13 protein-coding genes and 1 pseudogene are annotated in these 24,665 nt (G+C 63.6%); 6 read left to right on the top strand and 8 right to left on the bottom strand.

Annotation, left to right across the window (positions count from 1 at the left end; all coding sequences use genetic code 11):
* The first annotated feature begins 73 nt into the window (after positions 1-73).
* Positions 74-1,846: a hypothetical protein gene (locus ACFYPS_RS28445; protein WP_387328362.1), complete on the top strand. Its 1,773-nt coding sequence runs from the start codon at positions 74-76 to the stop codon at positions 1,844-1,846.
* Positions 1,847-2,849: 1,003 nt separating this feature from the next.
* On the opposite strand, the gene ACFYPS_RS28440 is transcribed toward ACFYPS_RS28445, so the two are convergent.
* Together ACFYPS_RS28440 and ACFYPS_RS28435 are read right to left on the bottom strand one after the other, a co-directional pair.
* Entirely contained in the window at positions 2,850-3,410 is a 561-nt protein-coding gene (locus ACFYPS_RS28440; RefSeq protein ID WP_387328360.1) for an S-4TM family putative pore-forming effector, read from the bottom strand.
* Positions 3,340-3,654, bottom strand: a pseudogene (locus ACFYPS_RS28435) (IS1380 family transposase); the annotation flags it as partial. The gene ACFYPS_RS28440 and the pseudogene ACFYPS_RS28435, both read right to left, overlap by 71 nt.
* Before the next feature lie 61 nt (positions 3,655-3,715).
* Here ACFYPS_RS28435 and ACFYPS_RS28430 point away from each other — a divergent pair.
* The gene (locus tag ACFYPS_RS28430) at positions 3,716-4,495 is read left to right on the top strand and encodes a transposase family protein (RefSeq protein WP_387328413.1); all 780 of its coding nucleotides are present in this window, start codon (positions 3,716-3,718) and stop codon (positions 4,493-4,495) included.
* A gap of 170 nt (positions 4,496-4,665) precedes the next feature.
* Here the strand turns inward: ACFYPS_RS28430 and ACFYPS_RS28425 are convergent, their stop codons facing one another.
* Genes ACFYPS_RS28425 through ACFYPS_RS28415 form a run of 3 tightly spaced genes read right to left on the bottom strand, consistent with a single transcriptional unit; the run spans position 4,666 to position 8,439 of the window.
* The gene (locus tag ACFYPS_RS28425) at positions 4,666-5,736 is read right to left on the bottom strand and encodes a hypothetical protein (RefSeq protein WP_387328357.1); all 1,071 of its coding nucleotides are present in this window, start codon (positions 5,734-5,736) and stop codon (positions 4,666-4,668) included.
* A complete protein-coding gene (locus ACFYPS_RS28420; RefSeq protein ID WP_387328354.1) occupies positions 5,733-7,484 on the bottom strand; it encodes a hypothetical protein in 1,752 nt (583 codons plus the stop codon). The genes ACFYPS_RS28425 and ACFYPS_RS28420 overlap by 4 nt, the downstream gene beginning before the upstream one ends.
* 34 nt (positions 7,485-7,518) lie before the next feature.
* Positions 7,519-8,439 (bottom strand): hypothetical protein, encoded by a 921-nt coding sequence (locus ACFYPS_RS28415; RefSeq protein ID WP_387328352.1) that lies wholly within the window; start codon positions 8,437-8,439, stop codon positions 7,519-7,521.
* A 484-nt stretch (positions 8,440-8,923) separates the two neighbouring features.
* Here ACFYPS_RS28415 and ACFYPS_RS28410 point away from each other — a divergent pair, with 484 nt between their 5' ends.
* Entirely contained in the window at positions 8,924-9,547 is a 624-nt protein-coding gene (locus ACFYPS_RS28410; RefSeq protein WP_387328349.1) for a hypothetical protein, read from the top strand.
* A gap of 496 nt (positions 9,548-10,043) precedes the next feature.
* Here the strand turns inward: ACFYPS_RS28410 and ACFYPS_RS28405 are convergent, their stop codons facing one another.
* From ACFYPS_RS28405 to pglX (ACFYPS_RS28395), 3 genes are all read right to left on the bottom strand, one after another.
* A complete protein-coding gene (locus tag ACFYPS_RS28405; protein ID WP_387328346.1) occupies positions 10,044-10,778 on the bottom strand; it encodes a hypothetical protein in 735 nt (244 codons plus the stop codon).
* 310 nt (positions 10,779-11,088) lie between these two features.
* Positions 11,089-11,883 (bottom strand): hypothetical protein, encoded by a 795-nt coding sequence (locus ACFYPS_RS28400; protein ID WP_387328343.1) that lies wholly within the window; start codon positions 11,881-11,883, stop codon positions 11,089-11,091.
* Between the two features lie 600 nt (positions 11,884-12,483).
* Positions 12,484-15,648, bottom strand: coding sequence for a BREX-2 system adenine-specific DNA-methyltransferase PglX (gene pglX / locus ACFYPS_RS28395; RefSeq protein ID WP_387328340.1), 3,165 nt, complete (start codon positions 15,646-15,648; stop codon positions 12,484-12,486).
* Between the two features lie 244 nt (positions 15,649-15,892).
* On the opposite strand from pglX (ACFYPS_RS28395), the gene ACFYPS_RS28390 reads away from it, so the two are divergent.
* The 3 genes from ACFYPS_RS28390 (at position 15,893) to pglX (ACFYPS_RS28380) (ending at position 24,637) form a co-directional block, all read left to right on the top strand.
* On the top strand, positions 15,893-16,384 hold the full coding sequence (locus tag ACFYPS_RS28390; RefSeq protein ID WP_387328337.1) for a hypothetical protein: 492 nt from the start codon (positions 15,893-15,895) through the stop codon (positions 16,382-16,384).
* 469 nt (positions 16,385-16,853) lie between these two features.
* Positions 16,854-21,071: a BREX system serine/threonine kinase PglW gene (gene pglW, locus ACFYPS_RS28385; protein ID WP_387328335.1), complete on the top strand. Its 4,218-nt coding sequence runs from the start codon at positions 16,854-16,856 to the stop codon at positions 21,069-21,071.
* 2 nt (positions 21,072-21,073) lie between these two features.
* Positions 21,074-24,637, top strand: coding sequence for a BREX-2 system adenine-specific DNA-methyltransferase PglX (pglX, locus tag ACFYPS_RS28380; protein ID WP_387328332.1), 3,564 nt, complete (start codon positions 21,074-21,076; stop codon positions 24,635-24,637).
* Positions 24,638-24,665 lie beyond the last annotated feature (28 nt).

The following is a 24,665-nucleotide window of genomic DNA, read 5'->3' as shown; positions in this document are numbered from 1 at the left end:
CCTGCGACTGTCGGGGCAACCTGCTCGGCAGGGTGCTGTGGCTCGCTGATCGCTTGAGGCCCATCATGGTCGAGTGATGCACGATTTGAGCCGGCTCGGCGAGCGTCCCTTTGAGGACCTGTGCCGGGCGTTGGCCGTCCATGTTCTTGGAGCCGGTATTCAGGCGTTCGGCGACGGTCCCGATGGAGGGCGCGAGGCGACCTTCGAGGGACCATTGGCCTACGCCCGGGTGGACGGTCCGTGGAACGGCTACGGGGTGTTGCAGGCGAAGTATCGCCGTGTTGGGCCCGGCAGTAAGGACGCCGAATGGCTCTGTCAGCAAATCACCCGTGAGCTCAATGCATGGCTTGACCCGAGCCGTCGACGGGTGAGTGTAGGTCGACGGCCGGAGTATTTGATCATCGCCACTAACGTGCGGCTGTCCAGTGCGCCTTCCACTGGTGGCATCGACCGGGTGAGTGCTCTGCTGCTTGGCTTCGCCGATCGGCTCGGCCTCAAGGACTTCGCCCTGTGGGAGGCCAACACGCTGTCGATGTACCTCGACGCCCACCCCGAGGTACGGCAGAGCTTCTCCCACCTCATCTCACCAGCGGACGTGCTTGCGAAGACCTTCACCACGCTGGGCCGTATCGACGATGCCCTCCGCCCGCTCGCTATTGAGGTCGGTCAGGGGACGCCGGGCAACCAACGGGCGTTCCGAGCGGCCTACCGGGCCGCTGGCGGCCCGAAAATTCTCGGAGAGCCGACCAGTGAGGTATACGACGACGGTCCCGGCTGGGTGCAGCATTTCTGCGGCGGCCCCACCAAGCCCGAGGCGGTGATCTGCGCTCGGGCCGGGCGTGACCCGGTTGCCGTAGATGCCGCGATCTGGGACGCGTTACGGACGACCAGCCCGGGGCAGTTCGCTGATGTCGGTTACCCGGTTCGGTCAGCGTCGTCCGCGTTCATCGATGGCACTTCTCGCACGGTCACCTTGGACGGCGGCCAGTGGGGGCCGGGCGAACTCGTTCGCCGCGACGACGGACCATGGCGCTGGCAACCACAGCTGCGCTTCAGCTTTGAGACGCGCGAGCGGGACCGGTGGACCTCCGCCGGCGACCGCATGGACCTGCGTTTGCGGTGCGCGGCACGGCTGCTCTGGCAGCACACCGAACGGGCCATCGATACGGCGGGACGTAAACGTCTGCGTGCCGCCTTGACCGCCGGCCCGCTGCCCGCGCTCGCGACGGCATTGGCCGGGCGGTTAGGCCTGTCCGCTGACATTGGAACCTGGGAACGCACCCCGGAGGACGAGGGGTACAACGACCAACGCTTCGCTAGCTACCGTCTTCGTCTCATGGGCCAGTCCGGCCGCACAGCCCTGGGACTATGGGCATGGTTCCAGCTACCCGACGGCTTGCAGCCCACCATTTTGGCCCTCATTGACCTCCGCATCGACGTCACCGCCTTGTCGGCGCCAGGCGGGACACCGAGCGAAGCGCTCACCCGCTTTGAGCTCGCCGATCTACACCGCTTCTACGCAGCAGCATGGACCACAGCACATCACCACCTTCCGCTCGCTGTGACCGCGAACCCGCAGGACCAGGCCCCCGCAGGACCGACCGTGACGGAACTGCACTTACAAGCCGAACATGCGAACACACCGGCCGACGGTCACGCCCGTGACCTGCAGGAATTGCTCGACCTGAGGGTGCTCGGCGAGCCCACCCGAAACTCGCTCCCCTGCATGTCGATCGCCGTCACCTCCGCTCCGGTGCTGCCGACACAGGTCGACACGCTCGTCAGCGACGCGCTGCAGCACATGGCCGCGGGATTCGGCTTTCTGGAACCCGAAAATGACGTTTGAACTGTTGAACGGCCGCCAGAGGCTGTCTCGTGCGGGGATAGCTGGCAGGCTATGGGGATGCCGGCACGTGATCGGCGCCACGATGCCGAGTCGGCAAGAGTGACATCCAGTCGGGCCGCCCGGCGCTCCTCTTGCTGCATCGATAATGCCAGGGCGCGCCGCGAGGTGTTGCGGTTGGACAGTGCGACCAGCAAAGCGAGCAGCGCCATGGCCGCCGATGCCACGGGTATCCCCTGTGTCCAGCCAGGATTCGACGACATGGGCGGCTGGGCGAGAACCAGGAGCATGTGGCACAGAATGCCCGACGGAACACCCCCGTGACACCGGATGAACGGCCCAGGCCGCGACAGTGATGGCGTGATCGGCGCCAGGATCTGGCGGAATCACCGGAGCTCTTTGGACTGTCAGCAGCGTAGTGCCGGGAGCTGGGTATCCGCGGGGTCGACATCGTTCATCGAGCCATCAGCGCTCTGAGCAGGCTAGACGCCGCACCCGCAAATCTTCAGCAAGCGATCACAGCAGTACCGCTCTGTGACCAATTATTGATCTTCAGAACCAGGAAACAGCAGTTCAGCAGCGTGCCGTTGAAAGATACACGGTTTAGGAAACCGATGCTCTATCCCCTGAGCTACGAGGGCGCGAGGGCCCAGCGTACCTGCCAGCGCATACCGACGATTGCCCAGGAGTGCCCACCCGTGCCAACCGGTGTTCGCCGCCGGTGTTCCGACCGGCGGAGCAGACACCGAGCATGCGATCATCGTCCGCGGACATTGCTGCCCACCGCCTTCCGGCACGGACCACGGGTGCCCAGCCGTGCCCATGACTCACCGAGCGATTTCCGAGCATCCGCCCCACTCGCTAGCGAGGCCCCCGTGGAGCAGCTCGATCGCGGCGTCTCGGTCGTGCTGACACAGATCGTTGTCGCGTCCGGTCAGCACCGGCGGGATCTCGTCAGCCTGCCAGTCGTCGACGGTGACCTTCGGCGGTGCTGGCGAAGTCGCGTTCATCGGTGTTGCGGTGGTGCCGGTAGAACCATTCGGGCACCCCGGGCTGCATCGAGGCGGGTGCGGAAGATGCCGTCCTGGATGTCCCGGGCGGTCTCACGTAGTCGTCGCCGGTGGTCGTCTTGGATCGGACCGGGTTGTGCGTCGTGTAGTTCGGACTGGACCAGCCTGGATAGTCGCTCGCGTTCGACGGCTACCCGGCGCTGGCCTGCGCAGATCTCGTGGGCGAGCTGGAAGGCTGCCAAGGACGGGATGACGAAGCTGAGCAGGGTTTGGACGATGGTCGCGCCGGTGAGAAGTCCGGCGAGAAAGCCGATGGCTGCCCAGAGGATCGCCGCGGTCACCACCCAGTTGCTGTAGCTGCGGCGCAGCCGGGCGTCCCACGCAAGATTCTGCTCTTCGGCGATGAGGACGTCGTACGGGTGGTGCACCCCGTTGGTGGGGTCGTACCAGCCGCTGGTGATCCGCTGGTCGCGTGCCCCGCCCTGCTTCAAGCACGGACAACACCCGCCACGCGGTCGGATCAGAGGCCACCGGGCCGAACAGGCCGGCCTGGTCACGCAGCACCGCCAGATCCGCGATCGCCTCACCGCCGTCGGCGAGCATCACCGCCACATCGACCGCGACCCGGCCCGGGTCAGGACCCGCCCGCCGGACCCGCAGCGGCGCCAGAGCATCACCGAACGCGCTGGTCAACCCCGTGACATCAGCCAGGTCACCCAGCAGCCGAGCGCCGGCATGCGCGACGACACCCCGCCCGTCAGCAGTGGCAACGATCTTCGGACGCGACCCGGTAGCCTGCATCTAAGGGATGTCTCGTAACCCTGGTGTCTGTCTGGTAAGGATGATCAGGCAGGATGCCGGGGTGCAGGTGATCACCGCGAGGCAGCCGGAGTGGATCTTCCCGTTCACCGGGCTGCAGCCCGCCCAGTTCCGCACACTGGTCCGGCTGGTCGCCGAGCGTGGCGGTGACGGCATCGCCGATGGCCGGCCGGGACGGCAGTGGGCCCTCAACCTCGCCGACCGGGTGCTGCTGGTGGCCGCGTACTGGCGGACGAACCTGACCATGCGGCAGATCGGCCCACTGTTCGGGGTGTCGCACTCCGCGGCACACCGGGTCATCGACACCCTCGCGCCGCTGCTGGCCCTGGCGCCGGTGCGCAAACGGCCGGTCGTGCAGATCGCGATCGTCGACGGCACCCTGGTCCCGACCCGCGATCATCGGCTGGCGGCCCGGAGCAAGAACTACCGGTACTCGACGAACCTGCAGGTCGCCATCGACGCCTCCACCCGCCTGGTCATCGCCGTCGGTGACCCACAGCCCGGCAATCGCAACGACACCATCGTCTACCGCACCTCCGGCATCCAGGAGAAGCTGGACGGGCGGCCGGTGATGGCCGACGGCGGCTACCGCGGCAACCCAGAGGTGATCATGCCGTACCGCAAGCCCGCCGACGGCACCTCGCTGCCGGACTGGAAGGAAGCCCTCAACGTTGAGCACCGCACCGTCCGCGCAGGGGTCGAACACGCCCTGGCCAGGATGAAGTGCTTCAAGATCCTGCGCGACTACCGCCGCGCCGCCCACACATTGGCCGACGCCGCTTCCGGCATCGCCAACCTCCACAACATCATCCTCGCCAGCTGACCACCGGCCTGGTGCCGGGCAACGCTTTCACCCAGTTACGAGACGTCCCTTAGAAAGTGCCCTCCGTGGCGAATTGGTTGAGACCCTCAGCAAGTCCCATCCTTCCAGCCCAGAGGGCACTTTCACGTTCTCGACCCGCCACCACAACGAGCCTTCATGAAGGCGCGAGGCTAACGCTTGTCGTCGAGAAACTTGCAGGATTCAAGCCATAGCCGTACTGCGGAAGCAGCAGCAACGGTAGCGACGAACTGCCAATCCTTCACGCGATCCGGCTCCCCGAAGTCAGCAATCCCGCGCATAACCAGCCACGGGATCTCAACGTCCCGACACGCTACGGCGAACCCAGCTCCTTCCATCTCCGCCGCCCCGGCCCGCCTCGATGGACCGACCCGCCCCACCCGCTCCGCGATGCTTCCATCTTCAATGAGCTCGTCTGCCGCCAAAATATTCTTTAGCTTGAAGTCGGGTCGATATGTCGATAGATCAAGCGAGTCGGGAACCGACAAATCATCGAGGTCTGAGGTCGCCGCACCAATGCGCTTCGCAATGATTTCATGCCAGCCTCGTCGGCTAGGGCGGAAGGAGGTAATTTCGCGGGCAATCCTGATGTCGGACGTAAAGGTATCACCGTCCTGCTGCTCCCCCGACTCGGTCACGATGCGGCGACCGTAGTCGACCACCTTCTCGGCAAATACAACATCCCCCAGGGTCACCTGTTTACTATGGCCAGCGGCCATACCCACCAGGCAACATAGACGAGCGGTGTAGGTAGAAAGCACCGTGTGGAGGAACGAAGACATGCTGCTGTTGCCGTCGGTCCCGGATTTTGTGATAACACCTTTTAGTGCACGCTGTCCTGGCGGCCGAGCCAACTCGACGTCGTAGAAGTATGCCCCTCGCCATGAATAGTCCGGGTCGCGCCTTGGGTCAACGTCGAAGGCGACTTTCGCCCCGTCGAACTCTGGCTCCTTGACCGTTACTACGATGAAGTCCACACTCCCGCGAAGCACAGGCCAATCTTCGAGCTGCTTCAATATTTCGCCGGCAACCTCGTCACGCAATCCTCGTGAACCAAAGATAGCTGCAGCGTGTACAAGAACCTTTGAGCGAAACCCCGGATCGAGCTGCCGTGCGGACCACACCAGATCATCAAACATGATTGAGGCAACATCATCAACTTGCTCCTCGCGTAGGAGAGCAAGCAGAGCGAGGACATCCCCCTCTGTTGGCTTTCGACTCATGCCAAACCTGCCGATGCGAAATCTTCTTCTTCAATCCTTTGCATGGGCACCCGTGCCGTAATTTGCGGCTGCCAGGCGTACAGGGAATGTCGGTCTCCCGAAGTGCTGGGAGAGAGATCTAGCAGGGCGCATACAGCCAGTACAGAGAGGTTCTTCGCCCTAGCGATTCGTTCTAGCGCCCACATTGTCTTACCATCGCCGATGAACTCGTCAATCAGTACGACCTCTTTAAGGGCAACCGAATCCAGCTCTTGGGACCAGGGCGCGCTTTCGTCGAACAACTCGTCAGGCCGAGTCCCGTTGATCACCTTTTTTATCGCCGGCCGAGGAATTCGCACGACCCTGGCACCTGAGAGCAATGAAACGTAATGCGACAGCTTGCTCGAGCCGACCTCACCGTCTGGAGAAACCAAGAGAATGTCTTGGCCGACTGTCTTTGTCCGTGCTCGCACCGACATCCAGAGCTTGTCTGCGAGCCAGCTCCCGTACTGCTCTAGCATCTGCGGGATGTCAGGCACAGCGCGATAGCCAGCTCGGTGTGCGGGGACAGCCTCCTCCTCCTTCGTCCCGCAGAGTCGGACCAGCTCCCAGAACTCCCCGGTGGTGAGAAAGCTACTTAGCTCCTCATGCCGCTTCGTCTCTCCGAAGATTGCTAGGCGGCAGTCCTTCGCAGGTTCCGTAAGCTGGCTCACCGATAGGAAGTAATCGATGTCACGTTCCTGCCCGTAACCATCCTCGATCCTGCGACGGCCGAACCGCTCCTGTTCGCCGTCGGCGCAGAGGACGGACAAGATACGGAGCGGCCGAGGGTTCAGCCTCGCTTCTAGCGCTGAGACCTTTTCGAGTAGCGACGTTCCGGTGTGGACTACGGGAACCACCAAGAGGACGGACTGGCCTTGATAGTGATCTACCGTGGCGAGGGGATCCGTGACCTCCGCATAAGAATGCACCGGCAGAGAGTCTGCCCTGATACAAGAACCCCTAAGAGGGTTGGCTAGCCAGTTCGCCACCGATTCGTGGTAGACGACGAGATCCGGTCGCCGTGCCCGATCATCGACGCCGATGGCCTCATCCAGCAGTTGTCCAAGCTCATTTTGTGCACGCTGGGCATCGAAGTAGTGGCGGAGAACCTGTCTACCGCTGTGCGAGCCATGCGGATGGAACCAGCCGAGCCGGATAATCAGCTTACGACGTAGTAAGTCGATAGGTGCATTACGAACCCGTGCCAAGGCAGCACCGTAGTCGTCTTTGTTGACCTGCGGCGCGGATGAGCTGCCGTCGTCGCCTAAGATGATTATTTGCTCGGACGCCAGATGTGCGGACAGCGGGTGCCGGAGTCCATCGGTTCCTGCCTGCGTGCCCGGCAGTAGGACGACAAGCACCCGGTTGTTCCATTTGCCGCTAGCGAAGCTGGCCGTGATTGCCGATGCGATGTGAGTTATGGCCTTTGGTCGGAGGAATAGCTCCGTGTTGACCATACGGGTACTGACCGAGAGGTCCAGTATGCCGAGGCCAACCCGTTCCGGGATAGCCTCCAATGCCTCATACAGCGGCTGGTATATGGACCATTCCTCGCCCAAGACCCGCGCTGTTTCCACCGTGTGGAAAGGCAGGGCGGATGCCTCGTAGGACAACGTCCTACCACTAACGAGTCTGGCAACTTCCTTATAGAAGGCGAACTGCTTCTCGTCCGGCTCCTCACCGGATCCTAGTCCGAAGCGGACGAGATCAAAGGAATTGTGGGGCATCTCGGGTGTCCTCCAGTCCGGGGAGGGCGGGAACTCAGCCCGCGAATGGAAGAGTCACCACGATAAGATTCCCGAAGAATTCCGCTCCCTCTGACTGATTGAAAGTGACCTCGGGAACGGGATTGGCTGGACCTCCGTCAATTTGTCGCCTGGCGTCCAATACGAAATGAATCGATTTTTTATAGACGTCTAAGCGTCCGTGAAAAATATCGGTCACAGCGCTACCGAGAACCGTCAGTCCGCCATCTAGGGGTAGATGGGACGCCCTCTTTACGTCGGTCGCCTGCAGAGTCGCCAGCGCAGCGTTCGGCGATTCCGCGGCAAGGTTTAGGACCTCTGCGGCGTCGGATTCCATGGCCTTGCGTCCACTCGTGTTGGCGGCGTTTATTGCCCTTTTCGCCTCGTCCGACTGTGGATCGTGCGGCATGGCTGCCCCGTCATCCCACCAAAAGGCAATTTCCAGGCAGGGTCCGGTCTTTCCTTGAAGCCCGTAGTGCGCGGCGACGATGCCCACCCGCTCTTCGCGGCCAACTGACGCAGCCATCAGAGTCTCTAGGACGACACGCTGTGCAACGTCGCTGCCTTGGCCGCCTAAGTCGCGATCTAAGGCAGACAGGACGTGCCTCGACAGCCAGGTGGCTGCGTATTGGACAGCTGGTCCATGCCTCGTACTCCTGCCAAGAGGCACAACCTCAAGTGGAAAATAATTGAAGGGGAGGGTCGGCCGGCTGTTCAGCACGACTTTGGCGGTCGGCCGGGCGTCGGGTAGGGCTAGGCGCAGCAGGCTGTCTGTCGTAACGAGCTCCGACAGCGGAGTGTCAAGGGCTGTGGCCAAAGCCTCAGGAAACGCGAACTCACGGAGGAAATTGATCATCTCGGGGTGCTCGGGCAGGCGAATAGTGGTGTGGAGGCCGTACCGCCGGCGTTCTACCATCCTTGAGACGATGTAAGTCATTCCGGCTACATCATAAAAAGAGCAATCGGACAGGTCCAAGATGCAATTCTGCTCACGCGTCCACTCTTTGCTAATCGCCCTCCAGACTCCCTGTAGGTGGGCTGTTCTGGCGTCGCCGGAGATTGGAATGACCAAGCCGTTGTCGTATGCGCTTGCATGAGCTTTCATCTCGCGATCTAGTAAACGCGACAGCAGGCGGCTCAGACGACTTTCCACCATCTCCGCTCTAATCTTTGCGAGCTGTAGCGCTATGGACTCGGACCAGGACGCATCGTAGTGTGCCGTCGCTCGATTGGGTCGCGTCATGGCTGGGCCACCGCCATGGTCCAAGTCGAGAGCTGGACCAGCCCTGCTGCTCTGAGATCTTGCTGCATGCAGTCCTCCGGCGCGACCAAGGGTCCGTTCGGAGCTAACCTAACAGTGGACTCTTGGGTTAGACAGAGACGATCGGCCATGTCTGTGGTCGTCGATCCGGCAACGGCGAGTGGAGGATCCGGACACTTTGGACGCCGAGGTTACGACCGGGAAGCTGCTTCTTGTCGAGTACGAGCGCCTGAAGGACGAGCAGAAGGGCCGCATCGGGTTCCGGGACAACCTCCTCTATGCGACCCTCGGCGCCATGACGGCCGTCGTCGCTGCCACTTTGCAGGCTCCTAAGAACCACGGGCTCCTGCTGCTGTTGCCTCCGGTGTCCGTCCTGTTGGGCTGGACGTACTTGGTGAACGACGAGAAGGTATCGGCCATCGGGCGTTACATACGTGAAGAGATCACACCGCGGCTCGCGGCGCTAACTGCAGGTGAAGGGGTCGTCTTCGGGTGGGAGGTAGCTCATCGGACCGACCCGCGTCGAAGGATCCGCAAAGCCTTGCAGCTTGCGATCGACCTCGCGACCTTCTGTCTCGCGCCACTGGTCGCGGTCGTGGTGTTCTTGATCGACGGCCAACACGAGACGATCTTGGTGGTGGTCTCGAGCGCGGAGGCCTTGGCGGTAGCCCTGCTTGCGATGCAGATCATCGCCTACGCCGAGATTCGTCGCGACGGGCAGGGGCGTACCCCGATAGAAGAGGGCAAGCAGGAGAGCTTTGACCCCGTCGTACCCACGTCCTGAATCTGATCGGATCCGACTGCAGGCCGGCGACCTTCCCGTTGAGACCGACCATCTGCAACCAATCTGTCTCGCCAAATGGCCTGGGGTGGACGGCAGGGGTGACAGCCTCGGCCGTGCTCTGCACCGACCTGGTCCGCACGGCTGCGGCAGAGCGGACGTTAACAGCGGTGGTGGCCGGACGGATGACATCGGCAGGCCCTCCGGCAGAGTGAACGCCGACGTCATCGATCGATAGGCAGTTTGAAGGTCAACGGGCGCCAGCTTCGGCGCAAGAGATGCCGGGTCGAACGTGAGGTGTGCTGGACGGTCTCGTTTGTGGTCTCGTTCAGCTGGGCGCAAGACCGTCCGTCCGGGGGCCAGAGCAGGTGTGCGGCGGTGCTCCTCTATCTAGCCGGTTGTAGCTGGATACTGGATCGCAGACCTCGAGAGCATGTAATTGCTGCAGGCACCCTCGTCCTCGAAGGAGCGGCCGTTCGTTGCTGCTGAGGACGGACCGTTACAGCGGTCCGCCCCCGTGGCGAAACATGATCCACTCTAGCCGCTCAGCGGTGCAGCTAACACCCCTGACCTGCAGCTCTGCGCTCCAATTGTGCATGCAGTGGACATAGGCGGCGTATCGGTGGGACCACCTACGCTCTCCAGCGACGTCCTTCAGGGTTACTCCGAAAGTGTGGTTGAGCGTTGCGAGAACTCGATCATCAAGGATCAGGGGTTGCCAGCTTCTTCCTGGTTCAACGCCAGCGAAGGCAAACCACTTGGTAAAGAACGAGCGGCGGACTCCAGGCAGCGCGAACCGGGTGTATGCACGAACAAGATCGCTACTGCGGCAGAGCTCGGCTGCTTGTCGCAGTTGATCGGCGCAGCGGACGGCTGCGAGCGCCGCCGGCGTATTGCGTAAGCTCCGCGTGTTAGAGGTTCCGGAACCCCACACCATTACCATTACGAACGCTTGCCGGAGCTGAAGCGGCTCGTCTGGGTTTGTGCTGGTCAGCAGGCTTGCCAAGTGGTCCCGCGTTACGCGGCGCCGGCCAAGGCGCTCGCTCGGCTCGCTCCATCGGTCATCGACCAATACTGAACGTTCCTCAGGCCAGTCGGCTAACGCGTCTTCCCAAGATGACGTGATGTACCCGACGGGCCCTTGGCGTCGTCCCTCGAAGCGGGCGACGAGGTCGGGAAGAGCGGAGGGGAAGATGCAGTCAAAGGCCACGGTGTTGATTGTGCATGTCTCCATCCACGAGGCCTAGGGTGTGGCCAGCAGCGCAAGCAGCCATCTGAGCAGGCAAGCCGGCAAGCAAGGGCGAACGATCGCTGGCTGGGACGGGGCTTTCACCTAGCGGTCGAGGACTCGGCGACAGACTCGTAATGAGCAGGCCATCGGCCGATATGGACCGGGCCGGTGGCGTGCAGCTCTTGTGAGCCGGGGCGCCTGCCGTGGACCAAGTCGACGCACACAGGCTGCGGTGTTCCGATCCGCATCGCCGGTGATTTTGGGGGTCGCATGACACGGGCGGCGGTGAGCGGAACGACGGCGGGCGCTCTGATCAAGGGTTGTGGTATCGGGCCGCGCATTCGCTGCCGTAGGCGTCCATGGGAATGCCTTGTTGGGGGTACGAGGCTGCCCAGCCCGCGATGACTTCTTGACCGCCATGAGTGATGACGAGATTCGCGAACCGATACATCGTTGCCGTTGGCCTGCCATCGTTCTTGACTAGGTGGAAGCGATGCTCACGCCGGACCCAGTCGGGCTGCAGCACGCCGTTGAACACGCTTCCGCAGAAGATGACGTAGTCGCGCGGAACAGCGGTGATGGTGTCCAGCAGTCGATCGAAATGCTCGCTGAGGACGGCCGGCGTCATGCCGCGGGTACTGAAATGGACGGATTGGTACGGGATCAGCTCAAGCTGCAACTTCTGGTCGACCGCCCGTTCCAGGTTGACCCATCTCGCATCGGAGACGTCGTCGCCGACGAAGTCGATCACATTGAATGGACGCAGGAACCGGATTTGCCGATGGTCGAAGGGCGACCTGTGGGTGCGACCCGAGTCGGGTCCGTACTTGTCGCGGCCAAAGTGAATGCACTGGTCCAGGTAGTCCTCGGTGCAGGGTACTGGCCCGACGTAGGCGGCGGGCACAACGTGTGCGGGATCCTGTTTCGGGTTGAGGTGGACCAGCAGCAGGCGGGCGCCTAGGTCGCCGGTGAAGTAGTGCGGTACAGCGGTAGCGTGAAACGGCTGCCCGGTGGCGGCGGAGAGTTGGTCCGCTCGACGGACTCGGCCGCGCTCGGCCAGGTCGGCCAGGTCGGTCTTGATGTCTCCGCGCAACGCCTCAAACCCCATCGGACCAGGATAGATCGAGGATCTCGGATGGCCTACCGGTTAACGTGTGAGCATCCGAGGAATAATTACGTTGCGTAATCGTGGCTCTTGGAGCGTGAAGACCAGTTCGGAGGACTGTTGTGGTCAGAGCCGGCGGGTCCAAGAATCATGTATGTGAGGAAGTTGTACTCCCGTCCGAACAAGGCCATACAGCTAGCCTAGGTCCGGTGCGTCGCTGACCGCCTCGCCAGGTTCGGCCTCGACGGCCGCGCTGCGACCGCGCCCGCAGCGGTTGGTCGAAGGGGTAGTCACTCTCGCAGCAAGCCGCCTTCTGCCATCGGGTCGGCAACGCGTCCGCCAGCAACACCTCATCGCGGTCCCGCCGTCGGGTTCCAGACCCGCTCGTGGCGGAGCACCTGATTCCTTCGGCTCCCCGACCTTGCACTCCGGCTTAACGATTTTAATCCACAGCAACGTCTGCCAGCACTGAGACAATCATGTAGTGACCTGCGGGAATACCGCACCCTCAATCCACTATCAATCGGGGATGCTCGTGGGCTGCTCGCTTGTCATACGGGAACTTGTTTGCCACCTGTGACAGACGGGCGGTGCGACCCGACCTCAGCTGTGCTTGCGGGGACGCCCGCGCTTCGATTTCAGGGGACGCCAACCGCGTAGATCCTCCTCGGTGACAACCCACCGGACCATCAAGTCGTCCAGCAGCGTGCGGTGGCTCTCGTACTGCTGGTTGCTACACCATTGCTTCACCCACGGCAGCAACTCGAGCATTCCGGCGAGCAGCGGAACGGCGTCATCGCGAGTCGGCGCGGCTGACGCGAGGTCGGACAACACCATTGCCCGGTCCTCGACGGGCCAGCCGGCCCACCCCACCATGGCGTCCCTGATGGCGCCTCCCGAGCGCGCATAGGACACGAACCTTTCGCCAGGCACGTCGTACTTGCCACGGTGTCGCCAGTAGCTCACCTTTAGGAAGTCGGCGCTGCTGTATTTCGGTGGTAGCGGGACCGGCACGGTAAGACCCAGGTCCTGTTCCCGTTGCAGCCGCCACGTCTCCTCCCACTCAGCGCGCTTCGCGATGCCCGAATCTCGATAACGTAGGGCGGCGAGGTAGGGGACGACCTCGTCTGCGAACAGGCCCCTCACGACGTCGACCAGCGGTTGGCCTGGTGCGTACAGCTCAGCGGCCTGGATGATCGCCAGGTCCTCGCCCAGCAGCTCGGCGAGCTTCATGATCGTTTGCGGTCGTGCACGCCTTGCGCCGTCTGCGTCGTCGTACCAGAGCTCGGCCGTCTCGCACCTGTCGAGCAACCAGGTCCGCAGCGCACCGGCCGCCATGACGTCCCAGCCCGGGGAGGCCCATCGTCGTTTGAACTCCGGCCGTTCCAGAGTCTGCAACCGACTGTCCCGCTGTATCGCGTCGATGCGCCGCTTGACCACCTCACGGTAGGACGCCAGCCAGTGCGCGGGCAGATCGGTGGTCGGAAGGCCGCCGTGCCGCACAAACCAAGCAGTGTCCAGCTCGCCGACGACCAACTGTCGGGCCATGGCGATCTCGAAGGCTCGCTCGCCGAAGCTCAGTGGCGGAACGGCGGAGGCAGCGGCCAGCAGGCCCTCGTCCTCGGTTACGCCATACCGGAGATAGACCTCCCAGTCCAGCTCCTCCTGCAGTGCCACCATGCGGACGCGGATAGCTTCCCAACGGGAGCGAGCCGTGGAGAAGCCTTCGCGGCTCGGGGACTGGCGGCTGAGGACCGCCGCGGGAGCGGCCTCAGACAGCTCCCGGGCGAGCCGGTCCAACTCATCGGCGTACGTGGTGTGCAGCTTCTCGGGCAATGGGAGCTCACGCAGCCGGGTGGCGGCGATCTCGTAGAAGGCGTCCCAGTGTTCGCCGGTGCCGGTCTGGTCGAGGCCCGGCTTGCCCTTGCTATTGCTGCCCTGCTTTAGCCAAAAGCAGACCGAAGAACTGTTGAGCCATGCGGTCAGGTCGGTGCGGCGCTGTTCCGGCGCGTCGGGGGGTAGCTCGATGATCGGCGCGGATTGCAGTGGCACCTCATCCCTGTGCAGGGCGGCAAAGTGATTGTGGGTGGCAATCCAGGAGTACGTGATCAGCCGGTCGTGGGTGCTCCTCCGACCGACGAACTGATGCCAGTCGTACCAAGGTCTTCCGCTCTTGTCGGGAGATCCCTCGAAACCGGATGGGCGGTTCTGCAGCACCAGACTGTACGGCCACAGCCGTCGTAGATGCGCGGGATGCTGCTCGATCGAGACGATGTCGCCCGATGAATCGTACGGGCAGAAAGCGTAGCGCTCGGCCCGGGCGTTCCAGTCCCGGACCTCGGAGCCGGAGATCACGCCCACGAGGGCGTCGTCAGCAGGAACGCCCAGCGTCGCGAAGGTGTGACGTGGCGCGGTGAAAATGTCATCCGATCCCGTGTTGGCGAAGTATCCAATTCGCACCACATAGTCGTTCAGCCGACGTGGCGCACCGGCGATCTCCGCAAGGACCTCGTCCGCCTCGCTTGTCGCAATCCTCAGCGGAAACGAGCGGAGTTGTTCTCGGCTGACGTAGCGAGACGCCGACCACGTGTCGGAGCGACCAGGATGCGCCGTCTGTCGCAGCAACGATCGCCAGACCGGCGCCCGAGCGGGATCGGACGGGACGGCCGGTTCGCCACGCAGACCGGCCACGGTGAGCACCGGCGCCGCGTCACGAGGCGGCTCATTGCGGCCGATCAATATCACGGTGGGCGTGCCGTGGCCTGGAATGAACGCGCCCGAAGTGTCGATGATGTGCGTGAGCGCGACCCGGTGCCCGAAGAACTCCTCGATGAGCCTTCGACCGAACTCGCGCTTCATGAACGAGTTGGACGTCAGCTGACCGACATGGCCACCGGGCCGCGCCAACTGGAAAAGCCTCTGCGAGAAGGGGATCGTGAGGGCGTACCTGCCGACGCAGGCGTCGTACCGGGCGCGGTAGACCTCGTCGAGGATCTTGTCCCGCACGGTGGTGTAGGGCGGATTGCCCACCACCACGTCGTAGTCGCCGCCGAAGGCGTCCTCGACCAGCGAATCGGCGACGGCTACCGAGAACCGCCAGTCGAACCCGGCAACCTCGCTGAGACTCGTGGCGCCACACGCGCGCACCGCAGCCATGAGTAGGCGGAACCGGGTGATAGCCACGGCGAAAGGGTTGAGATCCACCCCGTGCACGGAGCGGAGCGCACGACCGACCAGATCCTCGACAGCAACCGTGGGAGCGGCCCGCTGCCAGACGGAAAACAGCCGCGTGAATGCCTCCAGGACAAAATGCCCCGACCCGCAGACCGGGTCCATCAGGCGGAGGGCCTCATGCCCACGCTCCTGGATGGCAGGTTCAAGCGTGAGATCCAAGATGAACTCGGTGATGAAGGCAGGTGTCTGCAGTAGGGCGTACTGCTTGCTGGCGCTCTCATCGATGACCTGGTAGAGGTCGCCTAGGAAGCCGGTGTTCAGGTCCGCGGCGGCGAGGTCGTGCGCCTTTCTTCCGTCCGCGTCGGGGCGGTTCCAGAAGGCGACCAGGTGGCCGGCCATCTGTTCCGAGACCGGCAGGTCGAAGAGCGCGTTCGACTGCTGACAGGGATGAGCTCGCGAGATCCGGTCGCCGGGATCTTCACCGGGGCCGCCGGCTTCACCGGCACCGTGCTCCTCCTGCTGGCGATAGCAGCGTTCCTCACCCCTTCGCCCGGCCGGCCCTGAGACTTCGGATGCGCAGCCGATGAGCCGCACGCGAGCGCCGCTGGACCGGGCCGGCCCAGCGGCGCTCGCGCGGTGGGCCCCATGCGGGTGCCGAAATCCTCGTCCGTCCTGCTCATCCCCTTCTTGATCACCGTGATGAGTACGACGGTGCCTCGGACCCACTCGGCCGGCCGCGATGGCGATCTTCATCGAGCGCTGGGCGAGGATGACCAGTTGTGCCGTTCCGCCTGGCCTACCTCGGCGTGACCAACACCCTCGCGCTACTAACGGGAACATGCTGTGCACCGCCGCCTACACCAGCGCTCAGGCCGAAGACCCGGGAGCGCAGAAACGTGCGGTCCGCGAAGCCGCTGCGGCTGCGGCCCGGCTCGCTGGCGACCAGACTCCGACGGGCGTCGTCCCGTTCAACCCCACCACCGTCGGGATCTACCGCATCGGTATCCACACTTTCCTCGGCGACACCGGCACCGCCTTACAGCACGCCGTGAGCGTGAACACGGCCCTGCCGCCCACCCCGAGACGCCCCGGCCGGCGCCTCATTGACACGGCCCGAGCCCAGGCCCGCCACGGCCGCGTGGACGAAGCGGCCCACGCCGTCCTCGCCGCCCGCAAACACGCGCCCGAAGAAGTCGACCGGGCCGGCGTCGGTGACCTGGTCACCCTGCTGTACTCGCCGACACCAACCCCAACAGCGCTATGCCGTCTCGCCGGCCGTGTCGGCGTGCGCCGACCGGAGCATTTAACCGCGCTCTTACGCCTCCTGTGACGCAGGGGAGGGCGACGCCGGTGACTAGCAGTCGCCAGCACCGCACACATAGCCCGACGCAGCCCGACTTCACACGCTTTGTAATCGAATGTCTTACCTCGCCAGGGCTGCCGGTGAGACGCCCGGCACTGGAATCAGACTCGCCCGCTCTGCAACCGATGGCCTCAAATCGCCCATACGCACAAACACCACTCGAATTCGAGCACCCAGCTCCGCTGCCGGAACAGGCTCTTACCTTTTCGAGAGAGCGGCTTGAGCCGGCCAGCACGGGCGTCAACACCGTTGCTCAGCCATCCGTTTGAACCCCTCTGACCAATCAGCTAACACGATTCGCGCGGATGTACATCTCCCTCGTAGCGCGGCAACTTGTTGAGCGGAGACGATGGTCATCCGCTACTGACCCGATATGCTCCTGCGGCCCGGGGCGGTAGGTTCAGGGACCAACCAGGCGCGGTGCGGAGGGTGAACGGTGGCAGAGGCTGGGCAGGACCGGTGGATCGAGGTCTCGCCCTCGCAGTTTCCGCATGAAGCCGAGGGGCTGGCCCTGGTCCGCGCGATGATGCCCAGCGAGACGCCGTTCCGCGCTTGGTCGAACTTCGAGTTCCGCGATTCGCGGGGGCGATGGCACGAGGTAGACCTACTTTTGCTCGGTCGCAAACAGCTCCACCTCATCGAGCTCAAGTACTACTCCGGCACCCTCCGCGGCGATGATCAGCGTTGGGCCCGCGACGGTCGGCGCCCCGAAGACTCTCCGCTCAAGCTGGCCCGGCGCAAAGCGCAGTTTTTCGCGAGCAAGCTGAAGGACGAGCTGCGTCTGTGGGCGCAGGAGCAGAACGTTCAGATTTCCGACGAGCGAGACGTCATCCCGTTCGTGCAGGAGGCGGTGTTCCTGCACCATCCCGGCTTGCGCTGCGTCCTCAGCGAGTCCAGCGCGATCAACCTCTACGGCCTGGATGACCAAAGCTCCCAAAGCAACCTGACCGGCATCTCTGAACTGGTGCTCGAACCCGCGGGGCGGCGGGCGATCGGCCCGAACCAGGAACACATCCTGGTTAAGCTGCTCGAACGCATCGGGCTCGTACAACGCAGGGAGCGTGAGGCAGGGTCCTGGGTCATTGAGGACCAGGCCATCGACTCTGACGAGGGCTGGCAGGACTGGCTCGCCTACCACCGGGTGGTCCAGCAGGACCGTGCCCGGATCCGGTTCCGAGTCTTACCACCAGCCGCCGGCCAGCAGGAGCGGGCGTCGGCCCGGCAGATCGCGGAGCATGAATTCCGCATCATGTCGAGGTTGCAGCACGACGGGCTGCTGCGCCCGCGTGACTTGGTCGAATCCGAACTCGGCATCGGGCTTGTATACCCCTATGACCAGCAGTGGCAGCGCCTCGACCTATGGCTGGCCGGCCAGGATCAGGGTGTGCCGCTGGCAACGCAGCTGTCGATGATTCGCCAGATCGGCGAGGCGCTGCAGTACGCCCACAACAACCGGGTCGTACACCGCGGGCTGATTCCGCCCGCGGTCTGGGTGCGTCCGGTTCCCGGCACCCAGAGCGACGTCAAGGTGCGGGTCGGTGACTGGCAGGGCGCCGGCAGCGTCCAGAGCGCCTCGGCCGGCAATTCTTCGCTCCACGGGGTGACCTCGCTGGTCGATGCCGCCCTCGCGAATCACGGACCGGGAGCGGCCGAGGTGTTCAGCGCCCCTGAAGGGGCGTGGAGCGCGGACGCCGACCGTATCCGGCTCGATGTTTTCGGCCTGGGCACACTCGCCTTCTACCTGATCACCGGGAGAGCACCGGCACCCAGCCGGAGCGCTCTCAAGCAACGACTGCGTGACCAGCACGGTCTGGACCTGGCGATCGAGCTGCCTCAGGTCCCGTCGACGTTGCGATCGCTCGTCCTCAAAGCAACTGATCCGGCGCCCAGCCGGCGGACGGCCGACGTCGCGACTTTCCTGTCGCAGCTCGCTGCGGCCGAGCGCGACTCCGCGACCTCAAGTGAGGAGACCGATCCGCTCGAGGCGACGCCCGGTACGGTCCTCGATGGACGGTTCCGGCTGATCCGGCGCCTCGGGCAGGGCTCGACTGCTGTGGGTCTGCTCGTGCAGGATCTGCACTTCGACGGAAACGGCGAGTGTGTCCTGAAAGTGGCACTCGACGACACCGCCGCGACCCGGCTCGACGATGAGGCGGAGGTGCTGCGTCGCCTCGACGCCCCCCGCATTGTGAAAGTCCTCGAAGGACCGATCGTCGTCGGCGGCCGGCGTGCCCTTCTACTCGAAAGTGCCGGTCCGGAGACTCTCACGACCGCTCTGCGGGCGCGTACCCGCCTGTCAATCGACCTGCTTGAACGGTACGGAACGGACCTGCTCGACAGCCTCGTCACGCTGGACAAGGCCGGGATCGACCACCGAGATATCAAACCTTCCAACCTGGGTGTACGGGAAAGCCGCAGCGACCGCACCAAGCACCTGATCCTCTTCGACTTCTCGCTGACCCGGGCCGCGGCCTCCGCTCTCCAGGCCGGCACCCCGCCGTACCTCGACCCGTTCCTCACCGGCACACGGGACCGGTACGACTCGGCCGCGGAACGATATGCCGCGGCCGTGGTTCTCTTCGAGATGGCGACCGGCAGCACGCCCGTGTACGGGGACGGTGAGGGCGACCCGGGGAGCATCCAGGACGAGGCGACCATCCGGCCGGAGATGTTCGACACCACGCTGGCTGGCGACCTGGTCGACTTCTTCCGCAAGGCGCTGGCCAGCGATGCCAGCGCCCGGCACCACACCGCGGAAGGAATGCGGGCCGCATGGCTGACGATCTTTGCGCAGGACGCCACGACCGAGCCGGACGAGTCCTACGACGAGCTGGCAGCTCAAGCGACACTGACCACGCCGCTGCGTGATTCCGGGCTGACTGCTCGCGCCTTGTCGGCGCTGGAACCCTATGCCGTTCAGACGGTCGGCGAGTTGCTGACCGTCGACCCGGTGCAGCTGTCTCGCCTACAGGGCGTCGCGAACGCAACTCGTTTGCAGATCACCTCGCGTATCAAGGAGTGGCGCGCCCGGCTCGGGGCTGAGATCCGCACGACCGAACGTAGCGGTCCGGAGCTGACGCCCACCGACGCCGCAGATCTCTTGCTCGGCGTTGTCGCCACACCTCGCTCACCGTCACGCGGCGGAGTCGTCCGCCTGATTTTGGGATTCGACACGGCACTCGATGCCTTTGCGACGCATGCTCAGCTCGGAGCGAACCTCGACGAGCCGGTGCAACAGTCGCGCATCACGACGCTGCTCGGAACCCTGCAAGAGCGGTGGGCCGGGGACCGTGATGCGCGGGCGCTCCTCGACCGCTTGGCTGAGGCCGTCTCGGTCCGCCTCACCGAACTCGGCTCGGTCGCAACGGTCGCCGAGCTGACTCGTACGGTGGTCGAAAAGCTCAGGCCCGGAGCGCATCCGGACGAGCGGCTGGCTCGTGGCCTGCTCCGCTTCGCGTTGGAACGTCGTAAGGCGATGAACAAGGCCGACGGCTCGCAGCCGCCCATCTGGGTACGTCGGCGCGGGGGAGTGGTCACGCTGCTGGCCGAGGATCAGGCGCTGTGCGATGTCGCCGAGTCACTCGCGACGGAAGCGGATCGCCTGGTCAACGGAACCGGCGATGCCGCTAACGCGGTCATTCCGGCCCAGCGCGCTCAAGCCCGCCTTGAAGCGGCTGTCCCGACCGAAAGTGGATGGCCGACGGCCCTCGCCGACCCGTTACGTCGAGTGACTCTGGCCGCGGCCGCATCGACCCACGCGGCTGCCTCAGGCGCTGGGGACCTGCACCACCGCGACTTTACCGCCGTCGCGGCCCTGGCCCAGACATTTGCGGACTTCGGCGGACAGCAGCTCTCCCCGGACGAGATCCGCGAACGAGTACGGGTCCGGTTCCCCGCAGCGCCGGAACTGCCGCGAAGGCCAGCGCTCGACGGCCTGATCGCAGACGCCGGGCTCGGCTTGACGTTCGACGATCGGCTCCGGGTCTACCGGGCCCTTCACACCGGCGCCGCGACAACCGGGCTGGATTCTCGGTCGGCGACCAGTCTCGCGACGACCACATCCCCGGTAGGCACCACGGGCGCGCTGGGTGTCAGGCTGGAAACCTCGATCGGCAGCCGATCGTTCCTCACGCTCGGCGCCCGCGCCGATCGTCTTGGTCGACTGATCGATGCTGCCCAGACCCGGTACGGGGCGACGACGGTCGACCTGACCGGCGTATTGCTGGACGCGCTGCGCTCGGTGTCCGCGGCCGCCAACATGCCTTGGGATCTGGTGCGTGCCGCCGACGCCGAACGGGAGTCGAGTCGTCCCCGCCGCGGTTTGGAAGAGCTGGTTCGCAGATCCTGGCCCGACGTCGAGGCCGCCGTCGAGCGGGCGCTCACCGCGGGACGTGAGGACTCGCCCGTGCTGCTCACGGATGCCTCGCCGCTCGCCCGCTACGACAACATGGCGCTGCTCACCCGCTGGACCGACCTGGCCGCCCCGCGCCGCCGTGCAGTCTGGCTGCTCGTGCCGCAACTGAACGGCAACCACGGCCCTGTGATTGACGGCCGGCCGGTCCCGCTCGCCGCACCCAACCAGTTCGTCAACCTCGACAACGAGTGGATCGACAGCACGGCTGCCCTGAGCGCAGCCACCCAGAAGGAGCAGTAGCAATGGCGGTCTCAACGGGGTTGACGGCAGCGCTCAAGAAGGTAGTCCTCGATCTGGAGGACGACCTCCGCGACCGCGTCGCCTCGCAGCCGGAAGTATTGGCGAGGTGGAAGCAGGAACATCAGGGTGCGGAAGATCGCGAGCGAACCGCCATGTCGTGGCCGGAGTGGCGCGATGACCGAGTGACACAGGCAGCGGTCGCCTGGGTGCTGACCACGGTCTTTGTGCGGTTCTGCGAAGACAACCGTCTGCTCAAGCCGGTCTGGATCGCCGGTCCCGCCGACCGCAGGCAGGAGGCGCTGGACGCGGAACTCGCCTACTTCCGCGCCCACCCTGAAGACACCGACCGGGAGTGGGTACTCCAGGCGGTCGAATACCTGCGTAGTACGAAGGCGACCCAGGATCTAGTTGAGTCACATTCACCGCTGTGGACAGTCCTTCCATCGGGTCAGGCAGCTAAGCGCCTTCTCGCTTTCTGGCGCGAACGCACGGCTGATGGAGACCTCATCTGGGACCTGACTGATGGCGAGTTGTCGACACGATTCCTCGGCGACCTTTACCAAGATCTCTCTGACTACGCAAAGAGCGCCTACGCCCTGCTTCAGACACCCGACTTCGTCGAGGAGTTTCTTCTCGATCAGACGATGGAGCCTTCGCTTGCCGAACGGCCACTCGAAGGGTTTAAATTTCTCGATCCAACTTGCGGATCGGGGCACTTCCTTCTCGGCGCCTTTGCGCGGCTCAACGATCGCTGGGCGGCGCACGCACCAGGCTTGGAGGCTCAGGCGCGCGTGCAAAAGGCGCTCGACGCCATTCATGGCGTGGACCTCAACCCCTTCGCCGTCGCCATCGCGCGGTTTCGGCTTATGGTCGCAGCACTCCAAGCGGCCAATCTTTCATCCTTGGAAAACGCTCCGGCGTTCAAATTCCAGGTAGCGTCCGGCGACTCTCTGCTGCATGGGCGGTCAGAACTCACGCTGGACTTGCCCGGCATGGGTGACTACGACTCCGGGCTCAGCGGGTTTGCCTATGCCACGGAAGACCTTACGATCCTGCGCTCGATTCTCGAACCGGGCACATACGACGTCGTAGTCGGGAATCCACCGTACATTACCGTCAAGGACAAAAGGCTAAGCGCGGCGTATCGCGACCGGTACCCGACATGCAAGGGAACGTACGCGCTCACAGTCCCGTTCATGGAGCGCTTCTTCCAGCTGGCAAAGACTTCCGTAGGCGATCGCCCTGCGGGCTGGGTCGGTCAGATAACATCGAACTCCTTCATGAAACGCGAATTCGGATCCCGACTTATTGAGCAATTTTTGACCAAACAAGATTTGCGCCTCGTTGTCGACTTATCCGGCGCCTACATTCCAGGACATGGCACCCCTACGGTCGTTCTAGTCGGGCGACACCAGTCGGCCGTCGGTGACTCGGTGAAAGCGGTTCTAGGAATTCGTGGAGAGCCCGGCCAGCCGGCTAATCCCTCCAAAGGGATGGTCTGGACTGCGATCCTAAATAACATACATAAGTCAGAATTCCATGACAGTCTCTATGTCACCGTCACTAGACTTCCACGGAAGACCCTTTCCACTCACCCATGGAGCCTCGGCGGCGGCGGCGCCACGGCAATCTTGACTGCGGTTAACAAGCCCCCAGTAAAGGTCGGGGATAGGGTGCGGCTCATCGGCCGAACGTGCCATACAGGATCGGATGATGCATACTTCGCTCCCGTTGGCACCTGGTCCAGGCATTCCGTTTCCAAAAGCCATATAAAGCCTCTGGAGACAGGTGACGTAGTAAGAGATTGGTCACTACTTCAGCAGACCGAGACATTATTTCCCTACGACGAAGACCTTAAGGCTAATCTCTCGGACAGGGCCCTTCTCAAGCTTCTCTGGAATCACCGTAGTAGACTCTCGGAACGTCGCGAGCCAGGCGGGACGCATGCGGAAATTGGCTTAACATGGTATGAATTCAGCCGCTGGCATCCGGAACGCTTCGAGATTCCGCTCGGAATTGCTATGGCTTCGGTCGCGACGCACACTCACTTCGTGCTAGACCGTGGCGGAAAAATCTTCAAGCAGTCGGCGCCGGTAATCAAGTTGCCGGATGGAGCGACGTTAGACGATCATCTCGCATTGGTCGGCGTGTTGAATTCCTCTACTGCCTGCTTCTGGATGAAGCAGATCAGTCAAGGCAAGGGAGGCGCGGACAACAACAGTGGAGGTGGCAATCGATGGTTCGCCGAGACTTGGGAACGGTTCTACGATTTCACCCCGACTGGAATACAGAACTTCCCCCTGCCTTCGGTTTTGCCCACGCAACTAGCGAGTTCTCTCGACAAGGCCGCCCACGATGCTGCGAACTTATTCGCGTCATTGACGAATTCCAGCCACTCTGTTCCCTCGGCCGAAGTCGTGAACTCGGTTCACGAGAATCTAGACAAGATCCGCGCCCGAATGATCGCAGAGCAGGAGGAGCTCGACTGGTTTGTGTATAGGTCATTCGGGCTGATCGATGAGGATCTCACGTACGAGGTCGATGAGTTGCCGGCCCTGCAACTAGGGGAACGTGCTTTTGAAATTGCACTCGCTCGCAAGGTTCTGGCGGGCGAAGATTCGACGGCTTGGTTTACTCGACACGGTTCGATGGCGATCACTGAAATGCCTGCGGAATGGCCGCAAGCGTACCGCGACCTCGTGCAGCGTCGACTCGACTTAATCGAATCGCATAAGTCAATTAATTTTCTCGAGCGTCCGGAATTCAAGCGGCGTTGGTCCATCGAGCCATGGAAGAAGCGGCTTGATAGGGCACTGCGGGCGTGGCTACTCCACCGTCTGGAGGCGAGGTCGTACTGGTTCGATGCGCAGGGTAGGCCCGTTGCGCGGTCGGTCGCTCAGCTCGCCGACGTTGTCAGTCGAGACTTCGACCTCGTCTCAGTCCTGCAGTTGTGGGATGGTCGCAAGGACCGGTCGGTCACGCAGCAGCTCGCCACATTGCTGGAGAGCGAGAGCGTGCCGTTCCTGGCCGCGTACCGACTTAAAGACTCTGGGTTACGCAAGCGTGAAGCATGGGAGCACACCTGGCAACTGCAGCGCCGCGAGGACGGAGGTGAGAAATTTGAGACTATTCCGGTGCCGCCGAAGTATTCGACCACAGACTTCCGGAAGCAGTCGTGGTGGCAGCATCGGGGCAAGCTCGATGTACCCAAGGAGCGGTTCGTTCTCTACCCGGACGCTGGCCGCGAGACTGACCCGACTCAGTTGCTCGGATGGGCCGGTTGGGATCACGCTCAGCAGGCCTTGGCGCTGAACACAGTCATCGCCGAGCGTGAGGCCGAAGGTTGGGCCGACTATCGTCTTGTTCCCCTAGTCGCCGGGCTCGCGGAACTCCAGCCCTGGGTGCGGCAGTGGCACGACGAGACCGACCCCACCTACCAGCTCAATCTGGCGGACTACCTGGAAGAGCAGCTGCGCGGTCGCGCTCACCAGGTGGGCATGACGGTCGCGCAGCTTGGTGCTTGGAAGCCGCCGGCCGCTGGTCGCGGACGTCGACCGAAATCATGACAGCCATGACGATGCAGATTGAGGAGAA

Source organism: Micromonospora sp. NPDC005087, from assembly GCF_042872965.1.
Lineage (GTDB): Bacteria > Actinomycetota > Actinomycetes > Mycobacteriales > Micromonosporaceae > Micromonospora.
This window is presented reverse-complemented; position numbering and strand designations above follow the sequence as displayed.